Below are 23,150 nucleotides of genomic sequence, written 5' to 3'. Positions count from 1 at the left end.
TGTTCGCGGCGTTACAAAAAGAAGCCTCAGCCGTTCGCCAAGGCTCTTCCTTCATTCTCCCGCCGCTTACTGCAGCGGATTGGCTATCAGCAGCAGCTCGGGATTGCTCTCTATCGCTTCGCGACAATAATCGCAGACTACGTTGACCGTAACGTCTCCGTTCGGATTATAGGCTATTATATCGCTGCGCTCTTCGGGGGTCAAGAAATGGAAACCGAGCTGCGCTTCCGTGATCTGCGCGTTGTTGATCGAACCCATCGGCGTCTTGCAATGCCGGCAAACGTAATTCACAGCCATATTTATGCCTCCTGAGTGGTCGTTATACCCTAGCCGCGAACTTTCCTCTGATCCGTAAGCTCCTCTCACCGGTTCAGCCGTACGTCCGAGTTCGCCGCTCGGGTGTTCATCCTACCCTCAGTATGCCCGCGCCCGCCGAAATTTAACGGTTATATTTGGCCATCGTCCGCTCGAAGATGTTGGTCAGCGCGTATTCGGCCGCGTCGCAGCTCTCCTCCACCATCGCTTTCACCAGCTCGCCTTCGCTCTTCGGGAAGTTCGAAAGCACGTAGTCCGAGATGCGCATGCCGTTCGTCGGCCGCGAGATGCCGAGCCGGATCCGGTTGAACGTCTGCGTCCCCGTGTGCTGGATGATCGACTTGATGCCGTTATGCCCGCCCGCGCTGCCCTGATAGCGAAGCCGGATCTTGCCGGTCTCCGTATCGAGATCGTCGTAGACGATGATGGCATCCTCGAGGTCGGCCTTGAAATAATCCATGAAGCCGCGCACCGTCTCGCCGGAGAGGTTCATATACGTCATCGGCTTGATCAGCGCGACCTTCGTGCCGCCGACGTTGCCTTCGCCGATCAGCCCTTTGCATTTGCTTTGCGTCACCGAGATGCCCCACCGCTTGGCGAGCATGTCGACGACCATGAATCCCACGTTATGCCGCGTCCCTTGATAAGCGGTGCCGGGGTTGCCGAGACCGACGATCCATTTCATGCTGCTGTCGTCAACTCCTGTTTACGAATATTCGGACCTGCGAAAAATCCGCGGTACCCATAATTTTTTGCGGCCTATGCAACCAAAAGTCCCGCCGGATTGTCATAGAGACAGAAACGGCGGACGCTAAATTCTGTGCAAAGGGGTGTTTGATGCGATGTATGTGAACGGTCAGCTGATTTTCGACGATCGCCATTTTCGCGAGCATCGTGAATGCGGCGTGCCCGTGCAGGTGTACCAGGGCAAGGAGCATCACGACATCGGCTATGTCGAACACATCAGTCCATCGTACATCAAGATGAATAATATGTTCTACAGCCGCAAGCAATTTACCTTCGTCTCGAGACCCGGCTACTGAAAAAAACAAAAAGGGCTGCCGACAGCAGCCCCGGGATGTTCATCGTTACTCGGACGTATGAACTTCCATCTTCGCTTCGTGCGTCCGCTCCGCGGCCGCCTCCGCCGCCTCGTCCGCCCGGGCGGCTTCCTCCTCCGTCAGGTCCTTCTGCGGCAGCAGAACCGTGACGATGACCTGCTCCGGATCGACCCGGGTCGTCACGCCCTGCGGCAGCTTCACGTCCCCGACCAGCAGGTTCTCCCCGATGCCGAGTGCCGTGACGTCAACCTCGATCGACTCCGGAATCCGGTCCGGCAAACAATGAATCTCCAGCTCATGCAGCATCGCCTGCAGAATCCCGCCTTCGCGTACGCCCGCGGAATCCCCGACCATATCGAGACGAACGGCCGTCTTGATGGCCTCGTTCATGTTCACCTGGTGAAAATCAACGTGCAGTACCGCGCGGCTGAGCGGCTCGCGCTGCACCTGCGTCAGCATGACCGGCTGCTTGCCGGACCCCGGAATATCGAGCTCCAGCAGCGCGTGCGGATGGGACCGCAGCAGCGAAGCCAGCTCCTTCTCGTTCACCGCGACACTGAGCGGCGTGCTCAGCTTGGTGCCGTACACGACGCCGGGAATGCTTCCCCGCTGCCTCATTTTCCGTAGATCGCCTGCCGTGCCGATCGTCCGTGCCTCGGCCTGAAACGGGATTGCCATGGTGGAAACCTCCTTGTACAAATCGATTTCCATATATTCATACCCATTCCGGCACGGAATTAAACGAAAACAAATAGGCTCCGGGACGCAACGGGCGTCCGCGGAGCCGGGAGAAGGCGGGAATCGCGGGATTCTATCGAAATTATTTCTGTTACGCGTGCTGCCGTTAGCCGATCTCTATTCTTTCTTGGCGCCCGCTTCTTTTTTCGCCCGGGCCCGGCCGCGCAGCTTCTCGGCGTAGCCCGGCTTGTTGACCTGGCGCTCGCGCGCGATCGCCACGTCATTGTCCGGCACGTCGGCCGTGATCGTGGAGCCGGCCACCACGTAGGCACCGTCGCCGACCTTGACCGGCGCGATCAGGTTGACGTTACTGCCTACGAACGCGTTGTCGCCGATTTCCGTCAGCGACTTGTTGTACCCGTCGTAGTTGACGGTGATCGCGCCGCAGCCGATATTGACGTCCTTGCCGACCTTGGCGTCGCCGACGTAGCTTAAGTGCGACACCTTCGTGCCTTCGCCGAGCTCAGCGTTCTTGATCTCGACGAAATCGCCGATCTTCACGCCCTTGCCCAGCTTGGCGCCCGGACGCAGGTAAGCGTACGGCCCCACGGCGCATTCGTCGCCGATGACCGCCTCCGAGGTCACGGAATGCTTCACCGTGACGCCGCTGCCGATCGTCGTATCCGTGATGTCCGCATTCGGCCCGATCACGCAATCTTCGCCGATAACGGTCGCGCCGCGCAGCACCGTGCCCGGGTATATGACCGTGTCGGCGCCGATGACGACGTCGGCTTCAATATACGTCGCGGCCGGGTCGATGACCGTCACGCCGTTCAATTGATGCTTGCGGACGATGCGCGCCCGCATGAGTGCTTCCGCTTCGCCGAGGCCGACGCGGTCGTTGACGCCGACGCCTTCGGCATAATCGGCCGTGCGGTACGTGCCCACCGCCTCGCCGGCATTCTTCATGATCTCCAGCACGTCCGTCAAATAATATTCGCCCTGCGCGTTAGTATTCGTCACCTGCGCGAGGGCGCGGAACAGCTTCTTATTATCGAACGCGTACATCCCCGTGTTGATCTCGGTAATCGCCGCCTGCTCCGGCGTGCAATCCTTCTGCTCGACGATGCGCAGCACGTGGCCGGCCTCATCGCGGATGATGCGGCCGAGCCCCTGCGGGTTCGGCACGACCGCCGTCAGCACCGTCGCGGCCGCTCCGTTCTCCGCGTGGCTGCGCAGCAGCGCCTGAATCGTCTCCGACGTCACGAGCGGCGTATCGCCGTACAGGATGACCGTCGTGCCGTCTTCCCCGCCGAGCAGCGGCTCCGCCCGAAGCACCGCGTGGCCCGTGCCGAGCTGCTGCTCCTGCAGCGCGAATTCGACGCCTTCGCCGAGATATGCGCGTACTGTCTCCGCGCCGTGGCCGACGACGACGACCGTGCGCGAGCAATCCGCGTCCCGGACCGTCCGGAGCACGTGCGCCACCATCGGCTTGCCGCATACGGGATGCAGCACTTTATATAATTTCGATTTCATGCGTTTTCCTTGACCCGCCGCAAGGACAATGGCCATCACGTTCATGTTCGTCCCTCCACCCTGAGTCCGCGGGGACTCGTATCCAATGCTCTACTGAATATAGCGTATACACAGGCAAAAGAAAAGGGAGCCTGGGCGGCTCCCTTCCTCTCTACCCCAATATTCCCAGTTTAAGCGCCTTCTTCAATGACTTCTTCTTCCGTGGCCGCACGCTCGTACTCTGCAAGAACGGCTGCTTGAATCTTCTCCCGTGTCGTCGAAGAGATCGGATGTGCGATATCCCGGAACTCTCCATCCGGCGTACGCTTGCTAGGCATCGCTACGAACATCCCATTGTTGCCGTCTATCACGCGAATATCGTGAACGACAAACTCATTGTCAATGGTAATGGAGGCGATTGCCTTCATGCGACCTTCGGAATTTACTCGGCGGAGTCTAACATCGGTAATTTGCATCTGTGTTCACCACCTTTGCCTATCGAAGACTTGGTGTATACTTCCACATTTCGATGCGAAATCCTTCATGAATCTGGAAAATTACTGCTGAATTTGAAAATTTTTTTCGTGGCTGCGAACCGGCTTTCTTTATTCGACGCCAATCGAGGCAATGAGTTCGATTTCGACAAAGACGTCCTTCGGAAGCCTTGCCACCTCTACGGTCGAGCGCGCCGGCTTGTGGTCGCCGAAGTAAGACGCGTAGATCGCGTTGATCTCCGCGAACTGGTTCATGTCCTTGATGAAGACGGTCGCCTTCGCCACGTCGGCGAACGTCGCGCCCGCTTCCGCGAGCACGGCCTTCAGATTGCGGAACACCTGATGGGTCTGTTCCTCGACGCCGCCTTCGACGAGCTGGCCATCCGCGTTCAGCGGAATTTGGCCGGACGTGAAGAGCAGGTTGCCGAGCTTGATCGCTTGCGAATACGGTCCGATCGCCGCAGGCGCCTGCGTCGTCGATACGGGTTGCGGTTGCGGTTTCATGTTCGAATCATCCTCCGTTTACTTGTCGAGTCGATTGAAATAGTTGCCCGGAATGACGGTCGTCTGCTTCGTCTTCATGTCCACGTTCGCCAGCTTCGCCAGCGAGACGTAATCCTCGAGCAGCCGGTCCTCGCTGTCGAGATCCCCGGACTCCACGAATACGCCGACGCCCGCCACCTTCGCATTGAACTCGTACAGCAGATCCATCATGCCTTGGATCGTGCCGCCGGCTTTCATGAAGTCGTCGATGATCAGCACGCGCGCGCCTTCCTTCAGCGCCCGTCTCGTCAGGGACATCGTCTGGATGCGCTTGTTGGAGCCCGAGACGTAATTGATGCTGACGGCCGAGCCTTCCGTCACCTTGTTGTCGCGGCGCACGATGACGACCGGCAGGTTCATGCACGAAGCGGTCGCGAACGCGAGCGGGATGCCCTTGGTCTCCACCGTCATAATGACATCGATATCCGCGCCCGCGAACGCGGTCGCGAACATGCGTCCGACGTCCGCCAGCAATCCCGGCTGTCCGAGCATATCCGTCATATATAAATAGCCGCCGGCCAATACGCGCTCCGGCTGCTCCAGCTGGCGGCAGATACCGTTCATGATCTCCAGCGCTTCCGCATCGCTCATCTTGGGCGTGTATTTGACGCCGCCCGCGGCGCCGGCCAGCGTATGGAGCTCGCCCAGCCCTTCTTCCTCGAATACTTCCTTAATGATGGCCAGATCCTCGCTGATGGACGATTTGGCCGACTGGTAACGATCAGCGAATGCTGTTAGAGAAATTAACGTATGGGGGCGCGTAAGTAAGTACTGCGTCATCTCCACTAACCGTGCGCTTCGTTTCAATTTCCTCAATGCAGACTTCCCCCTTGCCAAATCCGAATAATATAAAGACAATATACCATTTTCATACGGATTTAATCAAGTTGTACGTCGCATTTATGTCAGCATTCTTACCACGTATACTTCCTTGCAAAATCCGCGCAGTCCATTATAAACTCGCGATACCTTCGCTTCCTTGCTGACGAGGCCGAATACCGTCGGGCCGCTGCCGGACATGAGCACGCCGTCCGCGCCCAGCCGCTGCATGGTCTCCTTCAGCTGCCGCACCTCCGGGTGCAGCTTCAGCGTCACGTTCTCCAGCACATTGCCGAGGTTCGCGCACACGCCCGCGAACGAGCCCGATGCAATCGCTTCCAGCATCTCCTTCGTCGAAGGGTGATCCTTAAGCTCCGAGGCGCGCAGCTTGCCGTACACGTCCGCGGTCGAGACGTTGATCGGCGGCTTGGCCAATATGACCCAGCATTGCGGCGGGTTCTCGATCCGCTCCAGCCGCTCGCCGCGCCCGCGCGCGACCGCGGTGCCGCCCGTCACGCAGAACGGCACGTCCGAGCCCAGCTCCGCGCCGAGTACGCGCAGCTCCTCCTCCGAGATGCCGAGCTCCCAAAGCCGGTTAAGGCCCCGCAGCGTCGCCGCGGCATCGCTGCTGCCGCCCGCGAGCCCGGCGGCAACCGGTATGTTTTTGTCCAGATGAATATATACGCCCTTGCGCACGTTATAGCGGTCCTTGATCAGCCTCGCAGCTTGAAACGCCAAGTTCTTCTCGTCGAGCGGTATGTAGCCCGCCTGGCTCGAGATAATGATGGAATCGCTGTGCAGCTCCTCCATCTCCAGCCGGTCGGCCAGGTCCACCATCGTCATGATCATTTCGACTTCGTGGAATCCGTCCTCGCGCTTGCGCAGGACATCCAAGAGCAGGTTAATCTTGGCCGGCGCCTTCTCATAGATCTTCATGTCGATTCACCCGTCCATTATCGTTAAACTTCACATATTATAACAAAAGGCCAAAAGAAAAGCTAAGACGGCGGCGCGTGCTGACAGCAAACGCGGCTTCTTAGCTTGTAGGCCTTCGATTCAGTGAGACATGGACGGAGATGCTTGCTGCGCGCCCGATCCGGCTTGGTGCATGTACGGCGGGACGCCGATCGCGGCGCCTGGTCGCGGCTGGGCGATGTTGTGCGCGCCTTGCACAGTCGGCTGCTGGTACGTCTGCGCTTGGTACGCCGGCGGCTGATAGGCCTGCGGCTGGTACGCTTGAGCACGGTACGCTTGCGGCTGCGCCGAGTAGGCTTGCGCCGGCGGCGTCTGCGCCGTCTGCGCGGCTTGCCGCGCTTGGTACTCCTTCGCGGCGGCCTGCTCCGCCAGTTGGATGGCGCGCTTTACCATGTTGCCTGCATCCTTCGCCTTGATGCCGCCCCAGCCTTCCTTCTGCACCGTGTCGTAGAACCCCAAGTCCTTGGCAAGCTCGTTCTTGAGCTGTTCGCTCATCGTGCTGCGGCGTTTGCGGGACATAACGGTTGCCTCCCTTTCGATACGTTGTAGTACCGTTAGTATGGATGTTTTCCGCATTCTCATTCCCGCGAAAAAAAAGCAAGCAACCCAAACGCCGCTTTCGCGTTTGCCGTTGCCTGCATGCCGAGAAGAAACGAATCGTGCCCTGTGTTTCTTGCGAATCTTTACTGAATATAGGTAATGCGAACCTGCCCATCATCGCTGTCGACCATCACTTCGACGGACTCCGTCAAAATATCGGCGTAGCTGTACGACACGCGCTTAAATGCATGCTGTTCCTGGTCAAGCCTGACGATAAATACAGAAGGGTAGATTTCTTCCAATACGCCGGTTCGTTCAATAGTCTTTCGACGACCACCGTTCGCGCGAAGACGTATTTTGGATCCGACGTGGGTTTCCAAACTGCGTTTAATCTCCAACAGCGCATTTTTAGCCATTGTGCACTACCACCTCTTTCCTTGTCCATTATAACGGAGAAGAGGCGATTTGTCAAAAAAATTCAATTATAACAGTGGATTTAATAAATTGTCAATATAAAAAATCGCGGCTTATAGCATGCCCATCGTTTAGTGTATCCCATGCCGCCATTCTTATACGGTCGCTTTGACGCCCGTCAACGTTCGGGGCTTCGGCAGCCCGACCCGGTACTTGCCGAACGTCTCGATGCCGCCCACGCCGTCGATGCCGCTGATCGTCCCATGAATGACGTCCGGCAGGTTGATCGTCTCGCTGATCGGGGTATAGCTCGCCTTGATCGCCACGTAGACCGGATCGAGCGCATGAATCAGCACCCTTCCCGGGGAACTGGCAAAGTTCGAGCCCGATTGCAGCAGCGCCTCGTAGTGGGACTGACAAGCGCCCGCCACGACGACCAGTCCGTCCCGGCTCTTCTCGTAATCCCGGGCGACCCGGACCGCGTCCACGAAATTTTGCGAATTTTTGTAGGAGGTTAGGTTGTTCAGATCGTTCTGTTCGCGGTTTCGGAGCACGCCGTCGTGGCCGGTGATGACGACGATGTCGGGCTTGATTTGCGGCAGCAGCCGATAGACGGCATCGGCCATTTGCGACTCATGCACGTACAGGCCGTGTGCCGGCACCCGCATTTGCGTATACAGCTGCATGCTCTTCTTCATATAATTGCCGTCCCCGTCCAGGTGAAGCACCTTCCCGGGCACGTCAAAATACGGCTGGTTTTGATTCTGCGCCCGCAGCAGCTCCCGCCGGATGATCTGCTGCTGCCGCTCCTCCTGCATCCGCTGCGTCGATTCGCCGGCCTTCAGCCGCGCCTGCCGGATCGCGACCGGCAAGTCGCCGTCCTTCACCACGGACAAGTCGCTCAGCGGCGCGTCGGCGAGCAGACGGTAATCGGTGCCTTTCAGCACGGCAGTTTGTTCTTCGATTATCGCAACACGAAAAAGGACGTCCCCGCCATAGGATTTGCGGACGACCAGGTCCCCTTGCATCATGGGCATATCACCTCTTCGTCTATCCTATGGGGAGACGCCCTCGAAGGTGCGCTTCTTCATCATCTTTTGCGGGGAGCCTTGGCCTGCTCACAGCAGCCTCGCCGCGCCAGGTCAGCCTCAAGGCTTAAGGCAGGCTCAGCCGGACTCAATCGGGCAAGCCCGCCTGCCGCAGCGCCTCGCTGAGCGCCGCGAACTCCGCCAGCGCCAGCGTCTCGCCGCGCCGGCTCGGGTCGATCCCGCAGCTCTCCAGCAGCGGCGCGATCCGCTCACGGTTCGCTTTCCCGACGAACGCGGTCAGGTTGTTCGCGATCGTCTTGCGGCGCTGCGCGAAGCAGGCCTGCACAGTCCGGAAGAAGAACGCCTCGTCTTCGACCTCGACCGCCGGCTTGTTCCGCAGCGACAGCTTGATGACCGCCGAGTCGACGTTCGGCTGCGGGATAAACACCGTATGCGGGACGATGCAGACCAGCTCCGGCACGCAGTAATACTGCACGGCCACGCTAAGGCTACCATAGTCTTTGCCGCCCGGCTTCGCGGCCATCCGCTCCGCGACTTCCTTCTGGATCATGACGACGATATGCTCGAGCGGCAGCTTCTCTTCGAGCAGCTTCATCAGAATCGGCGTCGTGACGTAATACGGCAGATTCGCGACGACGCTGACGCCGGACAATCCCGCGAATTGCCGCTCCATCAGCGCGCGCAGGTCAAGTTTCAGCACGTCCCCGTGCTCGACGTGCACGTTCGGCGTCTCCGCCAGCACGTCGCGCAAAATCGGGATCAGCCGGTTGTCGATCTCGACGGCCGTCACGCGGCCCGCTTCCAGCGCCAGCTGCTGCGTCAGTGCTCCGATGCCCGGACCGATCTCGAGCGCGCCCTTCGTCTCGTCCAGCTCCGCCGCGCCGACGATCTTGCGCAAAATATTTTGATCGATCAGGAAGTTCTGACCGAGGCTCTTCTTGAACGTAAAGCCGTACTTGGCGATGATGTCCTTCGTTCTTCTAGGCGAGCCGACGTCCTGGACCGCTCTCGTGCCTTCTGTCATGACGATTCTCCTTCGCTCTCCATCGTCTGCAGCGCGCGCAGGAATTCGTCGCGCGTAATCCGGAACGTGGAGCATCGTTTATAGAACTGCTTGCCGTTGGCATAGCCGATGCCAAGCAGATTGCCCATCTTCAGCCGCCGCTCGGACGCCTGCGGATGGACGAGCAGCCCGGCCTGCATGAGATCCTCCATCGTCACTTCCGCCAGTCCGCCCTCGCCGTCGGCCGCTTCCGTCCGCAGATTCGCCAGCGCGTGGCGGATCGCCTCGGGCGACGCGTTCTCGACGCCGATATCGCCTTTGTACAGCGCCTGCTCCTGCGGCAGGAACGCATGCTTGCAGCCCGGCACCCGCCGCGCGACGATTTTGCGGATCCGCTCGCCCGCATGGTCGGGATCCGTAAAGATGATGACGCCGCGGCGCTGCTGCGCGAGCTCGATGCGGCGAAGCACCGCCTCGCCGATGGCGGAACCGCCCGTCTCGATCGTCTCGGCCTCGACGGCGCGCTTAATGGCCACCGTATCGTCCTTGCCTTCGACGACGATGATTTCTTTAATCATGGAAGCTCCATTCCTTCCCGTTAGACAAACAATAAAAAGAAGAGGCGCCGCCTCTTCTTATCATGGCATATTTAATCATGAATTACGATATGAATCAAGTAGAAGGCTTTCCGATTCACGAACGGGGATGGCCGGGTTTCTTACAGAGACTCCGGCTTTTTCGGTCCCAGCACGTATACCGTGTAGCCCCGTTTCAGCCCGAACCGGTCGGCATAGGACTCGCTGTCGAAATAGACGTCAATCTTGTTGCCTTTGACGGCGCTGCCCGTGTCTTCCGCGCGTCGGAAGCCGATGCCTTCGATGTAGACCCACCAGCCGATCGGAATGACCTTCGGATCGACCGCGATCGTGCGGCCTTCCTGTACGCGCGTTCCCGAGGCGGTAATGCCGTACTCCGGATGGCCCTTGCTTTTGCCCGTGGAAGCCACGCCCGCCGAATACGCCGTCAGCGTGAAGTTCCGCATGACCTTCTTGGCGTTGAACGTAACGCCCCGCTTCGTGTAGGTCGACGCCCCGGCTTCGGCCGACAGCATCATCACCCTCGGTTCGGGCCTCATCGTCCCGATCGAGACGACTTTGTCGATCGCGGGCTTCGGCGTCACTTTCTCGACGAGCGTCTGCGAGACCGGTACGCCGTCCGCGAAGACCGTCTCATACCGTTTGACTACTTTGCCCTGCTGGCCCTGCCGGACAAGCTTCTGCTTCCCGGCCTCGAGCTTCGGATCGTTCTTCTTCACGACCGTGAACGGAACGTCGTACGAAGTCTCGGAATATTTCTTATCGATCCGGGTGACCGTGATGGTCATGTTCGGTTCCAGCGCAGCCTCGCTCGAAGGAAAGACCTTGTCTAAGCTGCGAACCTCTATATCAGCCTGATCGATCGCCGCTTGCACCGTTTTCACTGTCGTGTACAACGTTCTTGCTTTGCCGTCTGCCTTCACCGTAAGCGGGATGGCCCGATCGATCACGATCCGGTCGCCGTCGCTTATGCTGCCGTCAAGCGGCATCGACACCTTATCGTGCGGGCCGATGGTGATGGCTTGTTCATCCAGTAGGCGTTGAAGGACCCATTGCTTCGTGGAGACAATGGTTTCGCGTCCGTTCAATACTACGGAGACATGCTTGTCAGCCGTTCCGTACAACAACACCAAAAACATGAAAGTCATAGCGATTGAGATCATGGCGCTCAGTACAATTAAACGCACATTCTCATGCTTCCATCGCAATGCGAAAGACATGCTGGATGATCGTTTCCCATGGGTGTCCTTTAACTGGAGTGCTCCCACTTCTTCGGTCCTCCTTACATAGCCCCGCCGCCTTTGTAAACATGATACTTAGACGCGACTATAGAATATTGGCGCGCGAATGCACGCTTTCTTCGTACTACGCCTCGGCCCCACCTCCACCATATCACCCTATGTCGTCAGTTTACGCAATATTCAAACAAAAAAGAGAAGCCCGACGACAGAGGATCTGTTTCGTGGCTTCCCATTCGGATAAATGGCAGCGTGATGTTGCATGCACGAGGTTGATCTCTCTTTATGTACGCTTGCGAGGTTAGCTGACGGGTTCGGGCGCGAGAGTCGCCCTATTCGCTTCGCGGCGCACGGCAATGCGCGTCGTTCGGCGAAATTCACCCCATGAGAATGCTTGCTTCCGCTGTTCGATTGCTACAAACAGTTTCAAGCAAGTGGTTCCCCCGCTCTCCGGTAGCCGGAGATTAAGCGATAATTTGGAAAAGGAATACAGCTTTTGCTGCTCTGAGATGAATCATACCGTCTACCGCCGCTCATTGTAAAGAACTGATTAATGACGATTTTCACGAATTTCAAGGAAAATTCCGGGCTATTCCAGCGATACTCGGATGTAAAATCATTTTTTTCACCGGATATCCCCCGAAATCTAACGCATCGTCACGTTTTCATTGAATTCCAAAACATCTCTTTGCGTTTTCGGTCGTAATTTCGGCGATTTCTTCCACGGATTTCCCTGAAATTTCCGCCATCGTATTTGCTACAAGACGGACGAAGGACGACTCGTTCCGTTTCCCGCGATGCGGGTGCGGCGCCAAATACGGCGCGTCCGTTTCGATCAGCAGCCGGTCGAGCGGCACCTTGGCCATGACCTCTTTCGGGACCCGCGCGTTCTGAAATGTAAGCGGTCCCCCGAAGGAAATATAGAAGTTCATCTCGAGGCATTGCTTCGCGGTTTCCCAGCTGCCGGAGTAGCAGTGCATGATTCCGCCGACCTCGCTCGCGCCTTCCTCGCGCAATATCCGCACGACGTCCTCGTGCGCGTCGCGGTTATGGATGACGATGGGTTTGCGCTTCTCCTTCGCCAGCGCGATCTGCTGGCGGAAGACGCGCTGCTGCACATCCTTCGGCGATGTGTCCCAATGGTAATCAAGCCCGATTTCGCCGAGCGCTACGACCTTCGGATGCTCGAGCAGCGACGCGATCCATTCGAGATCCGCCGGCGTCATGTCAATGCTGTCCACGGGGTGCCAGCCGACGGCCGCGTAGATGAACGGATAGCGCTCGGCCAGCGCCATGGTGGTCGGAATCGTCTCGCGGTTAAAGCCAATATTGACGAGCGTATGTACGCCGGCTTCGAGCGCCCGTTCGATGACCGCCTCGCGGTCAGCGTCGAATTTCGGCGAGTCCAAATGCGTATGCGTGTCGATTAACATCACGTCTTGCGTAACCCCTTTCTACAGTAAACCAAATAATTCGCGTATCTTCGCGGAGAGCAGGTGCGCTGATTCAAGCAGCGGTTCTTCCGGGTAATACAAGTGGTACTTTCCTTGATGAATGCCCGTGATGGAACGGACGATGTCGGAGCGGCCGGAAATTTCCGACAACCGATCGTCTCCCGACAGCAGCAGTATCGGCGGTTTTTCTTCATTATCCGCTGGACCGGGCGAGCCGGGACGATACACATGGTAGGGCATGTCGTACGGAAAGTCAATTTCCAGGTGGTAGTCGGGATTCAGCCCGATCGCCCGGAATTGAGCCCGGATATCGTTCCACAGCTGCTCGTCGGGCCCGTCCATCGTCACGTACTTATATAATCGCCGGTTCAGGAACCGGCGGCATAGATCGGAGAGTATCGGATCCGATTCGTGCGACCAGGCGGAGAACGCCGCCTGCACGAGCGCTTCGTCCAGCGCGAGGTAATCCTCGATGCCGATGCCGCCGGAGATGAGCTTCTTAAGCGGCTCCATCATCCAGCCGAACGCATAGCCGCCCCCGTATAATTCTTTCGCTCTTCGAAATATTTGGCGGAGTATGATTTCCGAACTGCGCGTAACCGGATGGAAATACACCTGCCAGTACATTTGATACCGGGACATGAGATAATCCTCGACCGCGTGCATGCCGCTTTCCTTGACAACGATCCTTCCTTGATGCGGCCGCAGGACGCGCAGGATCCGTTCCAAGTCGAAGGTCCCGTAGTTTACCCCCGTAAAATAAGCATCCCGCAGCAAGTAATCCATCCGATCCGCATCCATTTGGCTGGACACCAGCGACACCACGATCGGCTCGTGGTACGTTTTGCAGATGACGGCGGCCACCCGCTCCGGATAGGACGGATCGAACTCGCGGAGCACGCGGTGAATCTCCGTATCCTCCCGAAGCATCCGGCAGGTCCACGCTTCATGGTGCGTGTCGAACACGTCCTCGATGGAGTGCGAGAACGGACCGTGCCCGATGTCATGCAGCAGCGCCGCGCAAAGCGCGACGAGCTTCTCTTCCTTCGGCCAGCCGGAATAGCCGCTGCGTTCGAATTGCGAGATGATTTTGCGGGTAATCTCATAGACGCCGAGCGAATGCGAGAACCGGCTGTGCTCCGCCCCGTGGAAGGTCAGATACGAAGTACCCAGTTGGCGAATGCGGCGCAAGCGCTGGAATTCACGCGTATTGATGAGGTTCCAGATCAAGGAATCCTGAACATAAATATATTTGTGTACCGGATCCTTGAAGACCTTCTCTTCGGGCAGGCGTAGTTGGCCTTGGTCGTTGCTCATTGTTTCGCTCACTCCCAACTGTTCGTAATTTCGACATATTTATCAAATGAATGTCGAATTATGTCATAACTCTATTTCCAATCTTACCGTGATTGTTGTACTATATAAAGTATAGCGGAATACATTAGTGACACGAAATCGTCGTTGCTACGGCGCTTGCCGGAATCTCCTTGCTAGTTGACTATTTTGGGAAACGTTGGTATTATTAAGACATAAAATGATAGAATAATGTCGAATCGTGGCGACATGGTTGAATAGGAAAGGGAGCGACAAATATGATGAAATCTACAGGTATCGTTCGGAAAGTTGATGAGCTCGGGCGGGTTGTCATTCCGATTGAATTGCGCCGCACGCTCGGCATCGGAGAGAAGGACGCGTTGGAAATCTATGTAGACGGCGAACGGATCATGCTGAAGAAATACGAGCCGGCTTGCATCTTCTGCGGTAACGCGGAGAACGTGGCGTATTTCAAAGGCAAGATCGTCTGTAACGTTTGTTTGACGGAAATGCCAACTCCTGTTACAAAATAAGAGACAAATCAAAAATAATAGGTTATAATGGTATCATCCCATTTGTTAATTCTAACCTTTTTAATACTCCTTGATGCCTTCCTGCGCCAGAACCCGGCCAGGAAGGTCTTTTTTTTTGTTTTAGCCCTTTTCGCAGGGCTACTTTTTCATCACTTCATTATATACGTCGCGTTTCTGCAGTCCCCGGTCCTGCGCCGCCCGCTTGATGGCCTCTTTCCGGTCCCCGCTTTCCGCTTCGTACCGGGCGACATGCTCCTCGAGACTCAGCGCCGTCCACCATGCGCCTTCTTCTTCCCGGATCTTTGCGGCTTCCGACTCGTTCATCCCTTCGATGACGAGGCAATACTCGCCCAGCGGCGGATGCTCTTCCAGCCATGCGATACAATCCGAGATCGTCCCTCGCGCGACTTCTTCGTGCCGCTTGGTCAACTCCCGGACCATCGCCATGCGGCGGTCGCCCCATATCTCCAGCAGGACGGGCAGCGTTTTGGCGATGCGGTGCGGTGATTCGTAGCAGATCAGCGTCTCTTCATAACGCTGCAGCCGGGTCAGCCACGCGAGGAGCGGCTTGCGGTCGCGCGGCGGAAACCCGGCAAACAGAAACTTGTCCGTCGGCAGCCCCGAGACGACTAGGGCGGACAGCGCCGCGTTCGCCCCCGGGATCGGCACGACTGCGATTCCCCGCTCCGCCGCGGCGGCGGCCAAGTCCGCGCCCGGGTCCGAGATCGCCGGCATCCCCGCATCACTGACGAGCGCGATCGACTGGCCGTCTTCCAGGAGCCGGACCAATTCCGGACCGCTGGCTTCCTTATTATGTTCATGATAACTGACCAGCCGGCCATTGATCTCGAAGTGCGCGAGCAGCTTGCGGGTCTGCCGCGTATCCTCGGCGGCGATCAGGTCAACCTCCTTCAAGATGCGGATCGCCCGGAACGTCATGTCCTCGAGGTTGCCGATCGGCGTGCCGACCAGGTAGAGCGTGCCGGTCTTCGGGTCCTTCTCCGCGGGTTGAAAGCTCCGCTGTACGTTCATGGGCCTGTCTTCTCCTTCTGCGCTGCCGCGGGCTCCGCCCGGCCGCCATAGTAGATCTGCATGATTTCTTCATTATATTGATGCTGCGCGTTATACACGATCAGCGGCGGCAGCATGCGCAGCTCGGGCTTGCCGTCCCGCGTCGCTTCGATGAGCACCATATTGGCTTCGGCTTCCGCGTTCGGATGGACGAACCGCATCCGTTTCGGCTCCAGCTTCCATTTGCGCATCGTTTCCATAATCTCGACCAAGCGCGCCGGCCGGTGCACCATGGCGACGCGCCCGCCGGTCCGTACCAGGCGCGCGCAAGCCGCCACGATGTCGTCCAGCGTGCCGTTGCGTTCATGACGGGCCATCGCGACGTGCTCGTTCTCGTTCTGGTCGCCGGTTCCGGCCGGCATGTACGGCGGATTGACCGTCACGACGTTATAGATGCCATGCCCTTGCCGCTTATGGAACTCGCGCAGATCCCCCTCGATGACCGTGATGCGGTCCTCCAAGCCGTTCGCCGCGATGCTCCGGCGCGCCATGTCGGCCAGCCGCGGCTGAATTTCGACCGCATCGATCTGCGCCTTCGTCCGCGTCGTCAGCAGCAGCGGAATCACGCCGTTGCCGCTGCACAAGTCGACAATCCTTCCGCGAGGCGGAACCGCCGCGAACCGGGCCAGCAGCACCGCGTCCATCGAGAAGCTGAACACCTCCCGGCTTTGAATGATATGCAGCTGATGCGTCAATAAATCGTCGAGCCTCTCGCCCGGCGCCAATACCACTTCTTTACCCACGTTGCCCTGCTCCTTACTCAAGTATCGGTTGTTGCCATCCTATGCAAACAAGACCCCGTGTCAGAGGGTCTTGTCGTTCAATCCTTATTCAAAAACGAAAGGCAGAACAAGCAGTCGCCCTCCGTCCGCAAATGCCCATAATACAAATTGCAAATATGGAAGCCTTCATGATACAACCGTGCCAAATTATCGTACCCTTGCCCGACGGCGGCGGGATCTCCCGTCAACACAGGCACTTCGTTCGGCTCGTCGCGCACCTCTTCTTCGTGGATGACGACGGGCTCCGGCTTCGGCTGCGGCGTATGGATGGCAGTCTCCCGCTTCAATACTTTGCGCAGCTGGCCGTTTTCTATGCTCAGCCGGTTATTCTCTTCAAGCAGTGCCTTAATCTTCTGCTTCATGGCGCCGAGCTCCGTGTACAAGCTGCCCATGTGCGCTTCCAGCTTGCTGATCTCGTTAAAAATGTCTCTTTTCAAGTTTCCACCCCAAGGCGAAGCAGCTTCGGATTACACGGCGGCCGAACGGCCTTACTTGACGATGACGTCGTCAAGCGGCAATTCCTTCGGTTTGCCGCCTACGTCGAACAGTTGGACATAAACCGATTTGGAGCCTGCGTTGATTCCCGTAACTTTGCCTTCGCCGTAGGACGTGACGACGATCTTGCCAACGGCTGGCAGCTCCTCGCGAACGCTTTCGTAATTATCGTGCTCGTACTTCAAGCAGCACATCAACCGGCCGCAAAGACCGGAAATTTTCGTCGGGTTGAGCGACAGGTTCTGGTCCTTCGCCATCTTGATCGACACGGGCTCGAAATCACCGAGCCAAGTCGAGCAGCAGAGCACGCGGCCGCAAGGCCCGATGCCGCCGAGCATCTTCGCTTCGTCGCGAACGCCGATCTGGCGAAGCTCGATCCGGGTGCGGAACACGCTGGCCAGGTCTTTGACCAATTCGCGGAAATCGACGCGGCCCTCCGCCGTAAAGTAAAAAATAATCTTATTGCGGTCGAACGTAAACTCGACATCAACCAGCTTCATCTTCAGCTGATGGTCGCGGATCTTCTCCAGACACGTCGCGAACGCGTTGCGCGCGGCCGCTTTGTTCTCTTCCACGACCCTCGCGTCGTTATCGCCCGCGATGCGGATGACCTTCTTCAGCGGCAGCACCACGTCCGATTCGCCGACCTGCTTCGGCCCGACCACGACTTTGCCGTACTCGATCCCTCTGGCCGTCTCGACGATAACGCATTGTTCCTTCTCGATTCGAAACTCGACGGGATCGAAATAATAGATTTTGCCCGCTTTCTTGAAGCGGACACCCACGACGGTATACAAGTATTCACCCCTCCTGTACGCGGATCAGCAGCTGCTCAAGCGCCAATTGCGGCGATACGTGTGCGCGTATGCGTTTGCCCGCCTCCAGCGTGTGCTCCATGCACGCCACCCAGCCTTCCGCCGGACGCGCGTAGGCATGGTTGCCGATCCAATCTAGCTGATCTATAAAAACGAGCGATTCCTGTCTTCCGGCTTGAAAATGAATCATATCTTTATACCACAGCGCCAATAAGGACAAAAGAAGCTGCGGTTGTTCAGCCAGCTCTGTCTTCATGATTTGCTGCAAGGACAGCATAGCGGCGGTAAACCGGTTCAAACTGTCCTTTCCCAATTGTATCACTACGTTTCTCATTTCTGCAAACCCATTCTGTTGGATAAGCGCCCGGCAAGCATCCAAGCCCGAAGCCAAATGAACGGCCGCCCGGGCCGCTAGCTGGGGATGCCCTTCGTCCGTGAGCGCTTGCAGCATCTCCTGCGGCGCCAGCGGCATGAACGGCACGAGCTGCGTGCGCGAACGAATGGTCGGCAGCATCGCTTGTCCGTTGTCGGTGAGAAGAATCGCCACGACGGGCGTCTGCGGCTCCTCCAGAAACTTGAGCAGGCTGTTGGCGGCTTGCAGCGTCATGGTTTCGGCCCGCTGCATGATGTACACTTTGCGGCCCGCCTGTATATTGCGATAAGCGAGCTCGCGCTGGAGCTCGCGGATTTGGTCGATTTTAATGGAGCTTCCCTCGGGCTCGATGAGGTGCAGATCGGGCTGATTGCCGTGCTCGAACTTTCGGCATTCCAGGCAATGGCCGCAGGCATCGTCGCCGCCCTGCTCGCAGAACAGCGCCTGCGCGAAAGCCATCGCCATCTTCAGCCGTCCGCTTCCCGGCGGGCCGCTGAACAAGTAGGCATGCGACACTTTGTCGCTCGACAGGGCGTATTGCAATATCCGCTTTGCCCGAGGTTGCCCGGCAAGCTGTGCGATGCGCATGGGAACTGGTCCTTTCTATCGTGAGAACAACATGAATTGCGCTAGAAAAACATGAATGGCGTTAGAAAAACAAATTAATGAGCATGCCGCGAATATCGCCGACGGATTGAAGCAGCTTCAGCCGTCCCTCTTCGCTCTCCAGCAGCTCCTCGCCCATGGTGACGAGCGACTGGTCGATTTCCTCCAGCAGCATGTAACGCTTCGTGCGGCCCCGTCTATCGAAGCCGCGCGTTTCCTTCATCCCGACGCCCCGCCGAACGGTATCCTCGAGAAATTGCTTCACCATCTGGCGGTAGAGCTTCAGCTCCCTGACCGTCATCGAACGGGCTAGACGCTCACCTTGATTATGAATATCTTTCAGCTTCTCCTGCAGCTGCTCGATCGTCCGCTGCTCGTCCTGCACGTTCAGGACGTCGGCGAAATTTTTGACCGCCGCCGGTTTCGCGCCCGTATCCGGACGCGAACGATCGGCGCCAAGCGGCCGCCACCCGGGATTGATTTTCATCGCTTCGTCACGCCCGATCAGAAGTGTTCGAATCGTTCGACCGGAACGACGAAAACCGCCGCACCGCCGACCTGCACTTCAACCGGGAACGGGATGTAGGAATCGGTAGTGCTGCCCATAGGGGAAACGGGGGATACGAGCTGATCGCGGACCTTGCAGTTCGAACGGATGACGTTCAGCACTTCATGCACCCGTTCGTCCTCGATCCCGATCATGAACGTCGTGTTGCCGGCACGCAGGAAGCCGCCGGTACTGGCCAGCTTCGTCGCCCGGAACCCCTCGCGCACGAGCGCGTTCGACAGCCGGTTGCTGTCTTTATCTTGAACAATTGCAATAACTAATTTCATCCCAATCCCCCCCAATAATGCTTGCCGATTTCATGCCTTGCGGTACGTTATTGAAAGTATGACGCTCTATAATAATTTGACATGGTACGAGCAAAATCCTTCAAATTCGTGCATTTAGAATTGCGAGCACGTCGCGAAGCACCGCTTCTGGCGCTTGATCGGCATCGATGCGTACGATTCGATCCGGTTCGCCAGCCATGAGCCGCCTGTACCCCTCTCTCACCGCTTCGTGAAACGCGAGCCCCTCCAGGTCGAGCCGGTTGATCTCCCTGCCTTCTCCCGCGTGAATCCGGGCCAATCCGGCTTCGGGCGAAATATCGAGCCAAAACGTCAGCGCCGGCATATGCTCGCCGATCGCGAAGGCATTGATGGACCTCACTTCCTCAATCCCGAGTCCGCGCGCGTGTCCCTGATAAGCCAGGCTGCTGTCGATGAACCGATCGCAGATGACGATTTCGCCTCTGTTCAGCGCGGGCAGCACCTTCTCTACCAGATGCTGCCGTCTTGCGGCGGCATAGAGCAGCGCCTCCGTTCGCGCATCCATCTCGGTGTTGCCCTTATCGAGCACGATACCGCGAATTTGCTCGGCGATCGGAATGCCGCCAGGCTCTCGCGTGAACAACACTTGCTTTCCGAGTCCTTGCAGCGATTTTGCCAAGCCGTCGATCAGCGTCGTTTTACCCGAACCTTCGCCGCCTTCTATCGTCAAAAACAACCCTTTATCCACGACCCTGCTCCTCTGTACATGTTTGTATATGTTAGTACCCCTATCATAGCAAAGCCAACCATGGCGCGTAAACGGAACTACCGCTCCGCGGCAACCGCGATCGTCCGCATCGCGGGATCCGCCGCGCCTTGGCATCTGGCCCCGTCCGCGAGGAGCTGCTTGATGACGGCAATCATCTCGGCCGTGATTCGTTCTCCCTCATAGAGGAGCGGAATGCCGGGCGGATACGGAATGACCGCCTCCGACGAGATCCGACCTTCCGCTTCGTCGAGGGCGATCCGCACCACTCCGCTGACGCCGCGGCGACTCGTTCCGACACGCCCGAATTTGACTGGCTCCGGAATCCTTTGCCGTATATTCGGGAACATTCGACTGGCCGGTTCGCTATGCGGCCATCGGTTTTCTTGTGCGGCTTCGATCGCAATCGCTCTCAACGCCTGCTGCAGCCGTTCCACGTCGGGCAGGGACGCGCCGATTCCGAACAGCAGCACGACATATCGGGAGTCCGCCATCTCGGCGTAGCAGCCGTATGCCTCGAGACGCCTCTGCAGCTCGAATCCGGTCATCGTGCCCGTTCGGTCAAAAACCGCCATTCGAAGCGGATCCACCCTGACGGTATCCCGCCCGGGGACCGCTATGCCGTACCGCTGCTGTTCCCCAATCCTTGCCCGAAACGCGGCCGCAGCCGCCAAACCTTGCTCGAACATCCCGTCACCGTGGATGTCGATCATTGCCCGGGTAATATCAAGCGAAGCCATAATGGGATAGGAAGGACTTGAGCTCTGGATCATTCGCAGCGCCTCCAGCACTGCATCCCGATCGATTCGGTCTCCTTGCACGTGCAGCATGGCTCCCATTGTCAGCGCCGTCAATGTTTTATGCGTGGACTGAACGACGGCGTCTGCGCCGTCTTGCAAGGCCGCGGACGGGAAAGCCGGATGAAGTCCGTAATGGGCGCCATGGGCTTCGTCGACCAACAGCATTTTGCCGTGTCGATGAATGAGATCCGCATAAGACTGCAGTGAAACGCTGAAGCCGTAATAGCTCGGATTCGTCAGGAAGACGGCTTTCGCCTCCGGATATTGATTGAGCGCTTGCTCCACCTGCTCAAGCGAAGGGATGAGTGGAAGCGCGGTTCCTTCATCCGTCTCCGGCATTAGGAAAACTGCACTCGCACCCGCGAGCCGCAGCCCGTTCAACACGGATTTATGCGCGTTGCGCTGGACGAGAATTAACGCTTCCGGCCCGCAGACGGCAAGCAGCATGGCCAGATTGCCGGCCGTGCTTCCGCCCACGAGGAAGTACGTCCGCTCGGCGCCGAACGTCTCCGCCGCCAAGCGCTGAGCGTCCTCGATGACGCCCGATGGATCATGCAAATCATCGGTCGGCGTCAGCTCGGTGACATCCAACCCCATAACGGCCCGCAGGGCATTCATGGCCTGGCTGCTTTCAGCCGGCATCTCGTCTGCCGAGGGGAGCGACGTGCCGTATTTATGCCCCGGCACATGATAACTGGCTGGCCCGGACGCCTGCAGCGCGGACAGCGTATCGAATAATGGCGCATGCCATCGTTTTCGCGATTGAAGGTTCAATTGGACGTTCCTCCGGTTCCATGTGATCTATCTCTCCATCATAACGGATACCGGTCTTGACTGAAACCTTTACCTTGCCCGATAAACAAGAATCCCAAACTCTCTCGTTCGCGGTAGGCATGCGAGAAATTCGGGATCATTGTAGAGTGCAGCTTGTCGCCCTATGCATTATTTTGGTACCAGATACGCCTCAGCTGATGAATAAAAAACGGATACTTCGCATCCTGCACGTCGGTTTGCACCATCTCGGTCTCGCACGAATCGCAAATAAACCCGTCGATGATGCGTATGCCTTCCAACTTCTCGATTCCGCAAACGATGCAGGTCGCTGGCGTCCTTTCTTCCGACATTTCGTTTCACCTCGTCCAAGAAAAATCATCATTTCTTCTAGTATGCCACAAAGTCTAGCAACCTATACGACTTTCATAGCCCATTTCAAATAGTAATACAGTTTATGTCGAACCGCCCAGATTGGTGAACGCAGACTTGTACTTCTTTTACGGGATAAGTCTACATCTTCCGGCTCCAAAATCCGATACATGGTTTAGATTATCGAAAGGCGTTGAAACGATGCGAGGAGCGCTTGCCGAGCAAGACAGGGTGACGATCTACCAATATCGGTTAATGCAAAAGGTGTTGGTTCGCGGCGAATTATATCGGAGCTACCTATGCGCCATCGGCATCTTGGCAGTTTTTCTTGTCCTCATGTACCGGCTCGACGGTGTTAAAGCGTTCGGAATCGGTATTCTCTGCACACAGTTCATTCATTTCCTGATCATCCGCTTGACGTTAATTCGCGTCGATGAACCGGATTACCGTCGATGGGGCTGGCGGGTGCTCGGCATCTGGATCGGCTATATCCCGGTCGCTTACATCGAATACGGCCTATTCCGCCGGCTGCACCGCCACCTTCTATGGCTTGGTCTATGCACGATCGGCATCCTGTACCCCTGGGCCAATGAGGCGACGATGATCAGCCTGATCATATGTCATCTTTGGTTTCTAGCCCCGCGCCTGGTCATTAATCGCAGGCTCCGCAAGTCCAGACGAGACGGCGTACTTAGAATCACCGCCAATGAGGTCGGCTATTATCATCGTTGAGGCGTTCCACGTGAAACAACGGATGATGGGAGCTGGCTTCTTTTATAGTTCATGAATGCCCTATTATCAACATCAATAAAAAGCAACAAAAAACCGACTGCAGCATGCAGTCGGTTCATCGTGCTTGGCAACGTCCTACTCTCCCAGGACCCTGCGGTCCAAGTACCATCGGCGCTGGAGGGCTTAACGGTCGTGTTCGGGATGGTTACGCGT

At 57.6% G+C, this 23,150-nt stretch carries 28 protein-coding genes, 1 rRNA gene, 1 pseudogene and 1 riboswitch; of the genes and pseudogenes, 3 read left to right on the top strand and 27 right to left on the bottom strand.

Translation table 11 applies throughout. From position 1 onward, the window contains the following. Window positions 1-66 precede the first annotated feature (66 nt). Together ACFPB1_RS21690 and pth are read right to left on the bottom strand one after the other, a co-directional pair. A complete protein-coding gene (locus ACFPB1_RS21690) occupies window positions 67-297 on the bottom strand; it encodes an anti-sigma-F factor Fin (protein WP_379228196.1) in 231 nt (76 codons plus the stop codon). 142 nt (window positions 298-439) lie between these two features. Then, the gene (gene pth, locus ACFPB1_RS21685; RefSeq protein WP_379228195.1) at window positions 440-1,000 is read right to left on the bottom strand and encodes an aminoacyl-tRNA hydrolase; all 561 of its coding nucleotides are present in this window, start codon (window positions 998-1,000) and stop codon (window positions 440-442) included. A 157-nt stretch (window positions 1,001-1,157) separates the two neighbouring features. Here pth and ACFPB1_RS21680 point away from each other — a divergent pair, with 157 nt between their 5' ends. Further along, window positions 1,158-1,358 (top strand): hypothetical protein, encoded by a 201-nt coding sequence (locus ACFPB1_RS21680; protein WP_379228193.1) that lies wholly within the window; start codon window positions 1,158-1,160, stop codon window positions 1,356-1,358. Window positions 1,359-1,403: 45 nt separating this feature from the next. On the opposite strand, the gene ACFPB1_RS21675 is transcribed toward ACFPB1_RS21680, so the two are convergent. From ACFPB1_RS21675 to ACFPB1_RS21610, 14 genes and pseudogenes are all read right to left on the bottom strand, one after another. Continuing rightward, window positions 1,404-2,054: a 50S ribosomal protein L25 gene (locus ACFPB1_RS21675; protein ID WP_379228191.1), complete on the bottom strand. Its 651-nt coding sequence runs from the start codon at window positions 2,052-2,054 to the stop codon at window positions 1,404-1,406. A 177-nt stretch (window positions 2,055-2,231) separates the two neighbouring features. Further along, the gene (glmU, locus tag ACFPB1_RS21670) at window positions 2,232-3,635 is read right to left on the bottom strand and encodes a bifunctional UDP-N-acetylglucosamine diphosphorylase/glucosamine-1-phosphate N-acetyltransferase GlmU (RefSeq protein ID WP_379228190.1); all 1,404 of its coding nucleotides are present in this window, start codon (window positions 3,633-3,635) and stop codon (window positions 2,232-2,234) included. 125 nt (window positions 3,636-3,760) lie between these two features. Further along, window positions 3,761-4,045 carry a septation regulator SpoVG gene (gene spoVG, locus ACFPB1_RS21665; RefSeq protein WP_018759486.1) on the bottom strand — a complete coding sequence of 95 codons (285 nt, stop codon included), beginning with the start codon at window positions 4,043-4,045 and terminating at the stop codon, window positions 3,761-3,763. A 129-nt stretch (window positions 4,046-4,174) separates the two neighbouring features. Continuing rightward, on the bottom strand, window positions 4,175-4,567 hold the full coding sequence (locus ACFPB1_RS21660) for a RidA family protein (RefSeq protein WP_379228189.1): 393 nt from the start codon (window positions 4,565-4,567) through the stop codon (window positions 4,175-4,177). 18 nt (window positions 4,568-4,585) lie between these two features. Then, entirely contained in the window at window positions 4,586-5,422 is an 837-nt protein-coding gene (gene purR, locus ACFPB1_RS21655) for a pur operon repressor (protein WP_379228188.1), read from the bottom strand. An 84-nt stretch (window positions 5,423-5,506) separates the two neighbouring features. Then, entirely contained in the window at window positions 5,507-6,361 is an 855-nt protein-coding gene (gene ispE, locus ACFPB1_RS21650) for a 4-(cytidine 5'-diphospho)-2-C-methyl-D-erythritol kinase (protein WP_379228187.1), read from the bottom strand. Between the two features lie 384 nt (window positions 6,362-6,745). Then, window positions 6,746-6,919 (bottom strand): annotated as a pseudogene (locus ACFPB1_RS21645) (small, acid-soluble spore protein, alpha/beta type); the annotation flags it as partial. 164 nt (window positions 6,920-7,083) lie between these two features. Continuing rightward, on the bottom strand, window positions 7,084-7,356 hold the full coding sequence (gene veg / locus ACFPB1_RS21640) for a biofilm formation stimulator Veg (RefSeq protein WP_090648920.1): 273 nt from the start codon (window positions 7,354-7,356) through the stop codon (window positions 7,084-7,086). 153 nt (window positions 7,357-7,509) lie between these two features. Then, a complete protein-coding gene (gene yabG / locus ACFPB1_RS21635) occupies window positions 7,510-8,385 on the bottom strand; it encodes a sporulation peptidase YabG (protein WP_379228186.1) in 876 nt (291 codons plus the stop codon). Window positions 8,386-8,530: 145 nt separating this feature from the next. Further along, a complete protein-coding gene (gene rsmA / locus ACFPB1_RS21630) occupies window positions 8,531-9,427 on the bottom strand; it encodes a 16S rRNA (adenine(1518)-N(6)/adenine(1519)-N(6))-dimethyltransferase RsmA (protein WP_379228185.1) in 897 nt (298 codons plus the stop codon). Then, window positions 9,424-9,984 carry a ribonuclease M5 gene (gene rnmV, locus ACFPB1_RS21625; RefSeq protein ID WP_379228184.1) on the bottom strand — a complete coding sequence of 187 codons (561 nt, stop codon included), beginning with the start codon at window positions 9,982-9,984 and terminating at the stop codon, window positions 9,424-9,426. Before rnmV ends, rsmA begins: the two co-directional genes overlap by 4 nt. A 140-nt stretch (window positions 9,985-10,124) precedes the next feature. Beyond that, entirely contained in the window at window positions 10,125-11,090 is a 966-nt protein-coding gene (locus ACFPB1_RS21620; protein WP_379228183.1) for a 3D domain-containing protein, read from the bottom strand. A 424-nt stretch (window positions 11,091-11,514) separates the two neighbouring features. After that, window positions 11,515-11,721, bottom strand: a riboswitch (cyclic di-AMP (ydaO/yuaA leader). A gap of 184 nt (window positions 11,722-11,905) precedes the next feature. After that, the gene (locus ACFPB1_RS21615) at window positions 11,906-12,673 is read right to left on the bottom strand and encodes a TatD family hydrolase (RefSeq protein ID WP_379228218.1); all 768 of its coding nucleotides are present in this window, start codon (window positions 12,671-12,673) and stop codon (window positions 11,906-11,908) included. A 21-nt stretch (window positions 12,674-12,694) separates the two neighbouring features. Further along, window positions 12,695-14,011 (bottom strand): HD domain-containing protein, encoded by a 1,317-nt coding sequence (locus ACFPB1_RS21610; protein WP_379228182.1) that lies wholly within the window; start codon window positions 14,009-14,011, stop codon window positions 12,695-12,697. 275 nt (window positions 14,012-14,286) lie between these two features. Here ACFPB1_RS21610 and ACFPB1_RS21605 point away from each other — a divergent pair, with 275 nt between their 5' ends. Next, a complete protein-coding gene (locus tag ACFPB1_RS21605) occupies window positions 14,287-14,541 on the top strand; it encodes an AbrB/MazE/SpoVT family DNA-binding domain-containing protein (protein WP_090648939.1) in 255 nt (84 codons plus the stop codon). Window positions 14,542-14,679: 138 nt separating this feature from the next. On the opposite strand, the gene rsmI is transcribed toward ACFPB1_RS21605, so the two are convergent. The 10 genes from rsmI to ACFPB1_RS21555 all read right to left on the bottom strand — a co-directional run bounded on the left by rsmI (window position 14,680) and on the right by ACFPB1_RS21555 (window position 22,186). Beyond that, a complete protein-coding gene (gene rsmI, locus ACFPB1_RS21600; RefSeq protein ID WP_379228180.1) occupies window positions 14,680-15,573 on the bottom strand; it encodes a 16S rRNA (cytidine(1402)-2'-O)-methyltransferase in 894 nt (297 codons plus the stop codon). Continuing rightward, complete coding sequence (locus tag ACFPB1_RS21595) at window positions 15,570-16,355, bottom strand: tRNA1(Val) (adenine(37)-N6)-methyltransferase (RefSeq protein ID WP_379228179.1); 786 nt, start codon at window positions 16,353-16,355, stop codon at window positions 15,570-15,572. The genes rsmI and ACFPB1_RS21595 overlap by 4 nt, the downstream gene beginning before the upstream one ends. 77 nt (window positions 16,356-16,432) lie before the next feature. Further along, window positions 16,433-16,786: an initiation-control protein YabA gene (locus tag ACFPB1_RS21590; RefSeq protein WP_379228217.1), complete on the bottom strand. Its 354-nt coding sequence runs from the start codon at window positions 16,784-16,786 to the stop codon at window positions 16,433-16,435. A gap of 96 nt (window positions 16,787-16,882) precedes the next feature. Beyond that, the gene (locus ACFPB1_RS21585) at window positions 16,883-17,686 is read right to left on the bottom strand and encodes a PSP1 domain-containing protein (RefSeq protein WP_379228178.1); all 804 of its coding nucleotides are present in this window, start codon (window positions 17,684-17,686) and stop codon (window positions 16,883-16,885) included. Between the two features lie 4 nt (window positions 17,687-17,690). After that, window positions 17,691-18,665, bottom strand: coding sequence for a DNA polymerase III subunit delta' (holB, locus tag ACFPB1_RS21580; RefSeq protein WP_379228177.1), 975 nt, complete (start codon window positions 18,663-18,665; stop codon window positions 17,691-17,693). Window positions 18,666-18,726: 61 nt separating this feature from the next. After that, the gene (locus ACFPB1_RS21575; RefSeq protein ID WP_379228176.1) at window positions 18,727-19,170 is read right to left on the bottom strand and encodes a YaaR family protein; all 444 of its coding nucleotides are present in this window, start codon (window positions 19,168-19,170) and stop codon (window positions 18,727-18,729) included. A gap of 17 nt (window positions 19,171-19,187) precedes the next feature. Continuing rightward, a complete protein-coding gene (locus tag ACFPB1_RS21570; RefSeq protein WP_161747125.1) occupies window positions 19,188-19,517 on the bottom strand; it encodes a cyclic-di-AMP receptor in 330 nt (109 codons plus the stop codon). Between the two features lie 100 nt (window positions 19,518-19,617). After that, window positions 19,618-20,244: a dTMP kinase gene (tmk, locus tag ACFPB1_RS21565; RefSeq protein ID WP_379228175.1), complete on the bottom strand. Its 627-nt coding sequence runs from the start codon at window positions 20,242-20,244 to the stop codon at window positions 19,618-19,620. A gap of 77 nt (window positions 20,245-20,321) precedes the next feature. Beyond that, window positions 20,322-21,836: an aminotransferase class I/II-fold pyridoxal phosphate-dependent enzyme gene (locus tag ACFPB1_RS21560; RefSeq protein WP_379228174.1), complete on the bottom strand. Its 1,515-nt coding sequence runs from the start codon at window positions 21,834-21,836 to the stop codon at window positions 20,322-20,324. Between the two features lie 161 nt (window positions 21,837-21,997). Beyond that, window positions 21,998-22,186 (bottom strand): sigma factor G inhibitor Gin, encoded by a 189-nt coding sequence (locus tag ACFPB1_RS21555; RefSeq protein WP_379228172.1) that lies wholly within the window; start codon window positions 22,184-22,186, stop codon window positions 21,998-22,000. Between the two features lie 220 nt (window positions 22,187-22,406). On the opposite strand from ACFPB1_RS21555, the gene ACFPB1_RS21550 reads away from it, so the two are divergent. After that, window positions 22,407-22,937 carry a transposase gene (locus ACFPB1_RS21550; RefSeq protein WP_379228171.1) on the top strand — a complete coding sequence of 177 codons (531 nt, stop codon included), beginning with the start codon at window positions 22,407-22,409 and terminating at the stop codon, window positions 22,935-22,937. 122 nt (window positions 22,938-23,059) lie between these two features. Here the strand turns inward: ACFPB1_RS21550 and rrf are convergent. Beyond that, window positions 23,060-23,150, bottom strand: a 5S ribosomal RNA gene (gene rrf, locus ACFPB1_RS21545); the annotation flags it as partial.

It is taken from the genome of Paenibacillus sp. GCM10023250 (genome assembly GCF_042653205.1).
GTDB lineage: Bacteria > Bacillota > Bacilli > Paenibacillales > Paenibacillaceae > Paenibacillus_Z.
This window is presented reverse-complemented; position numbering and strand designations above follow the sequence as displayed.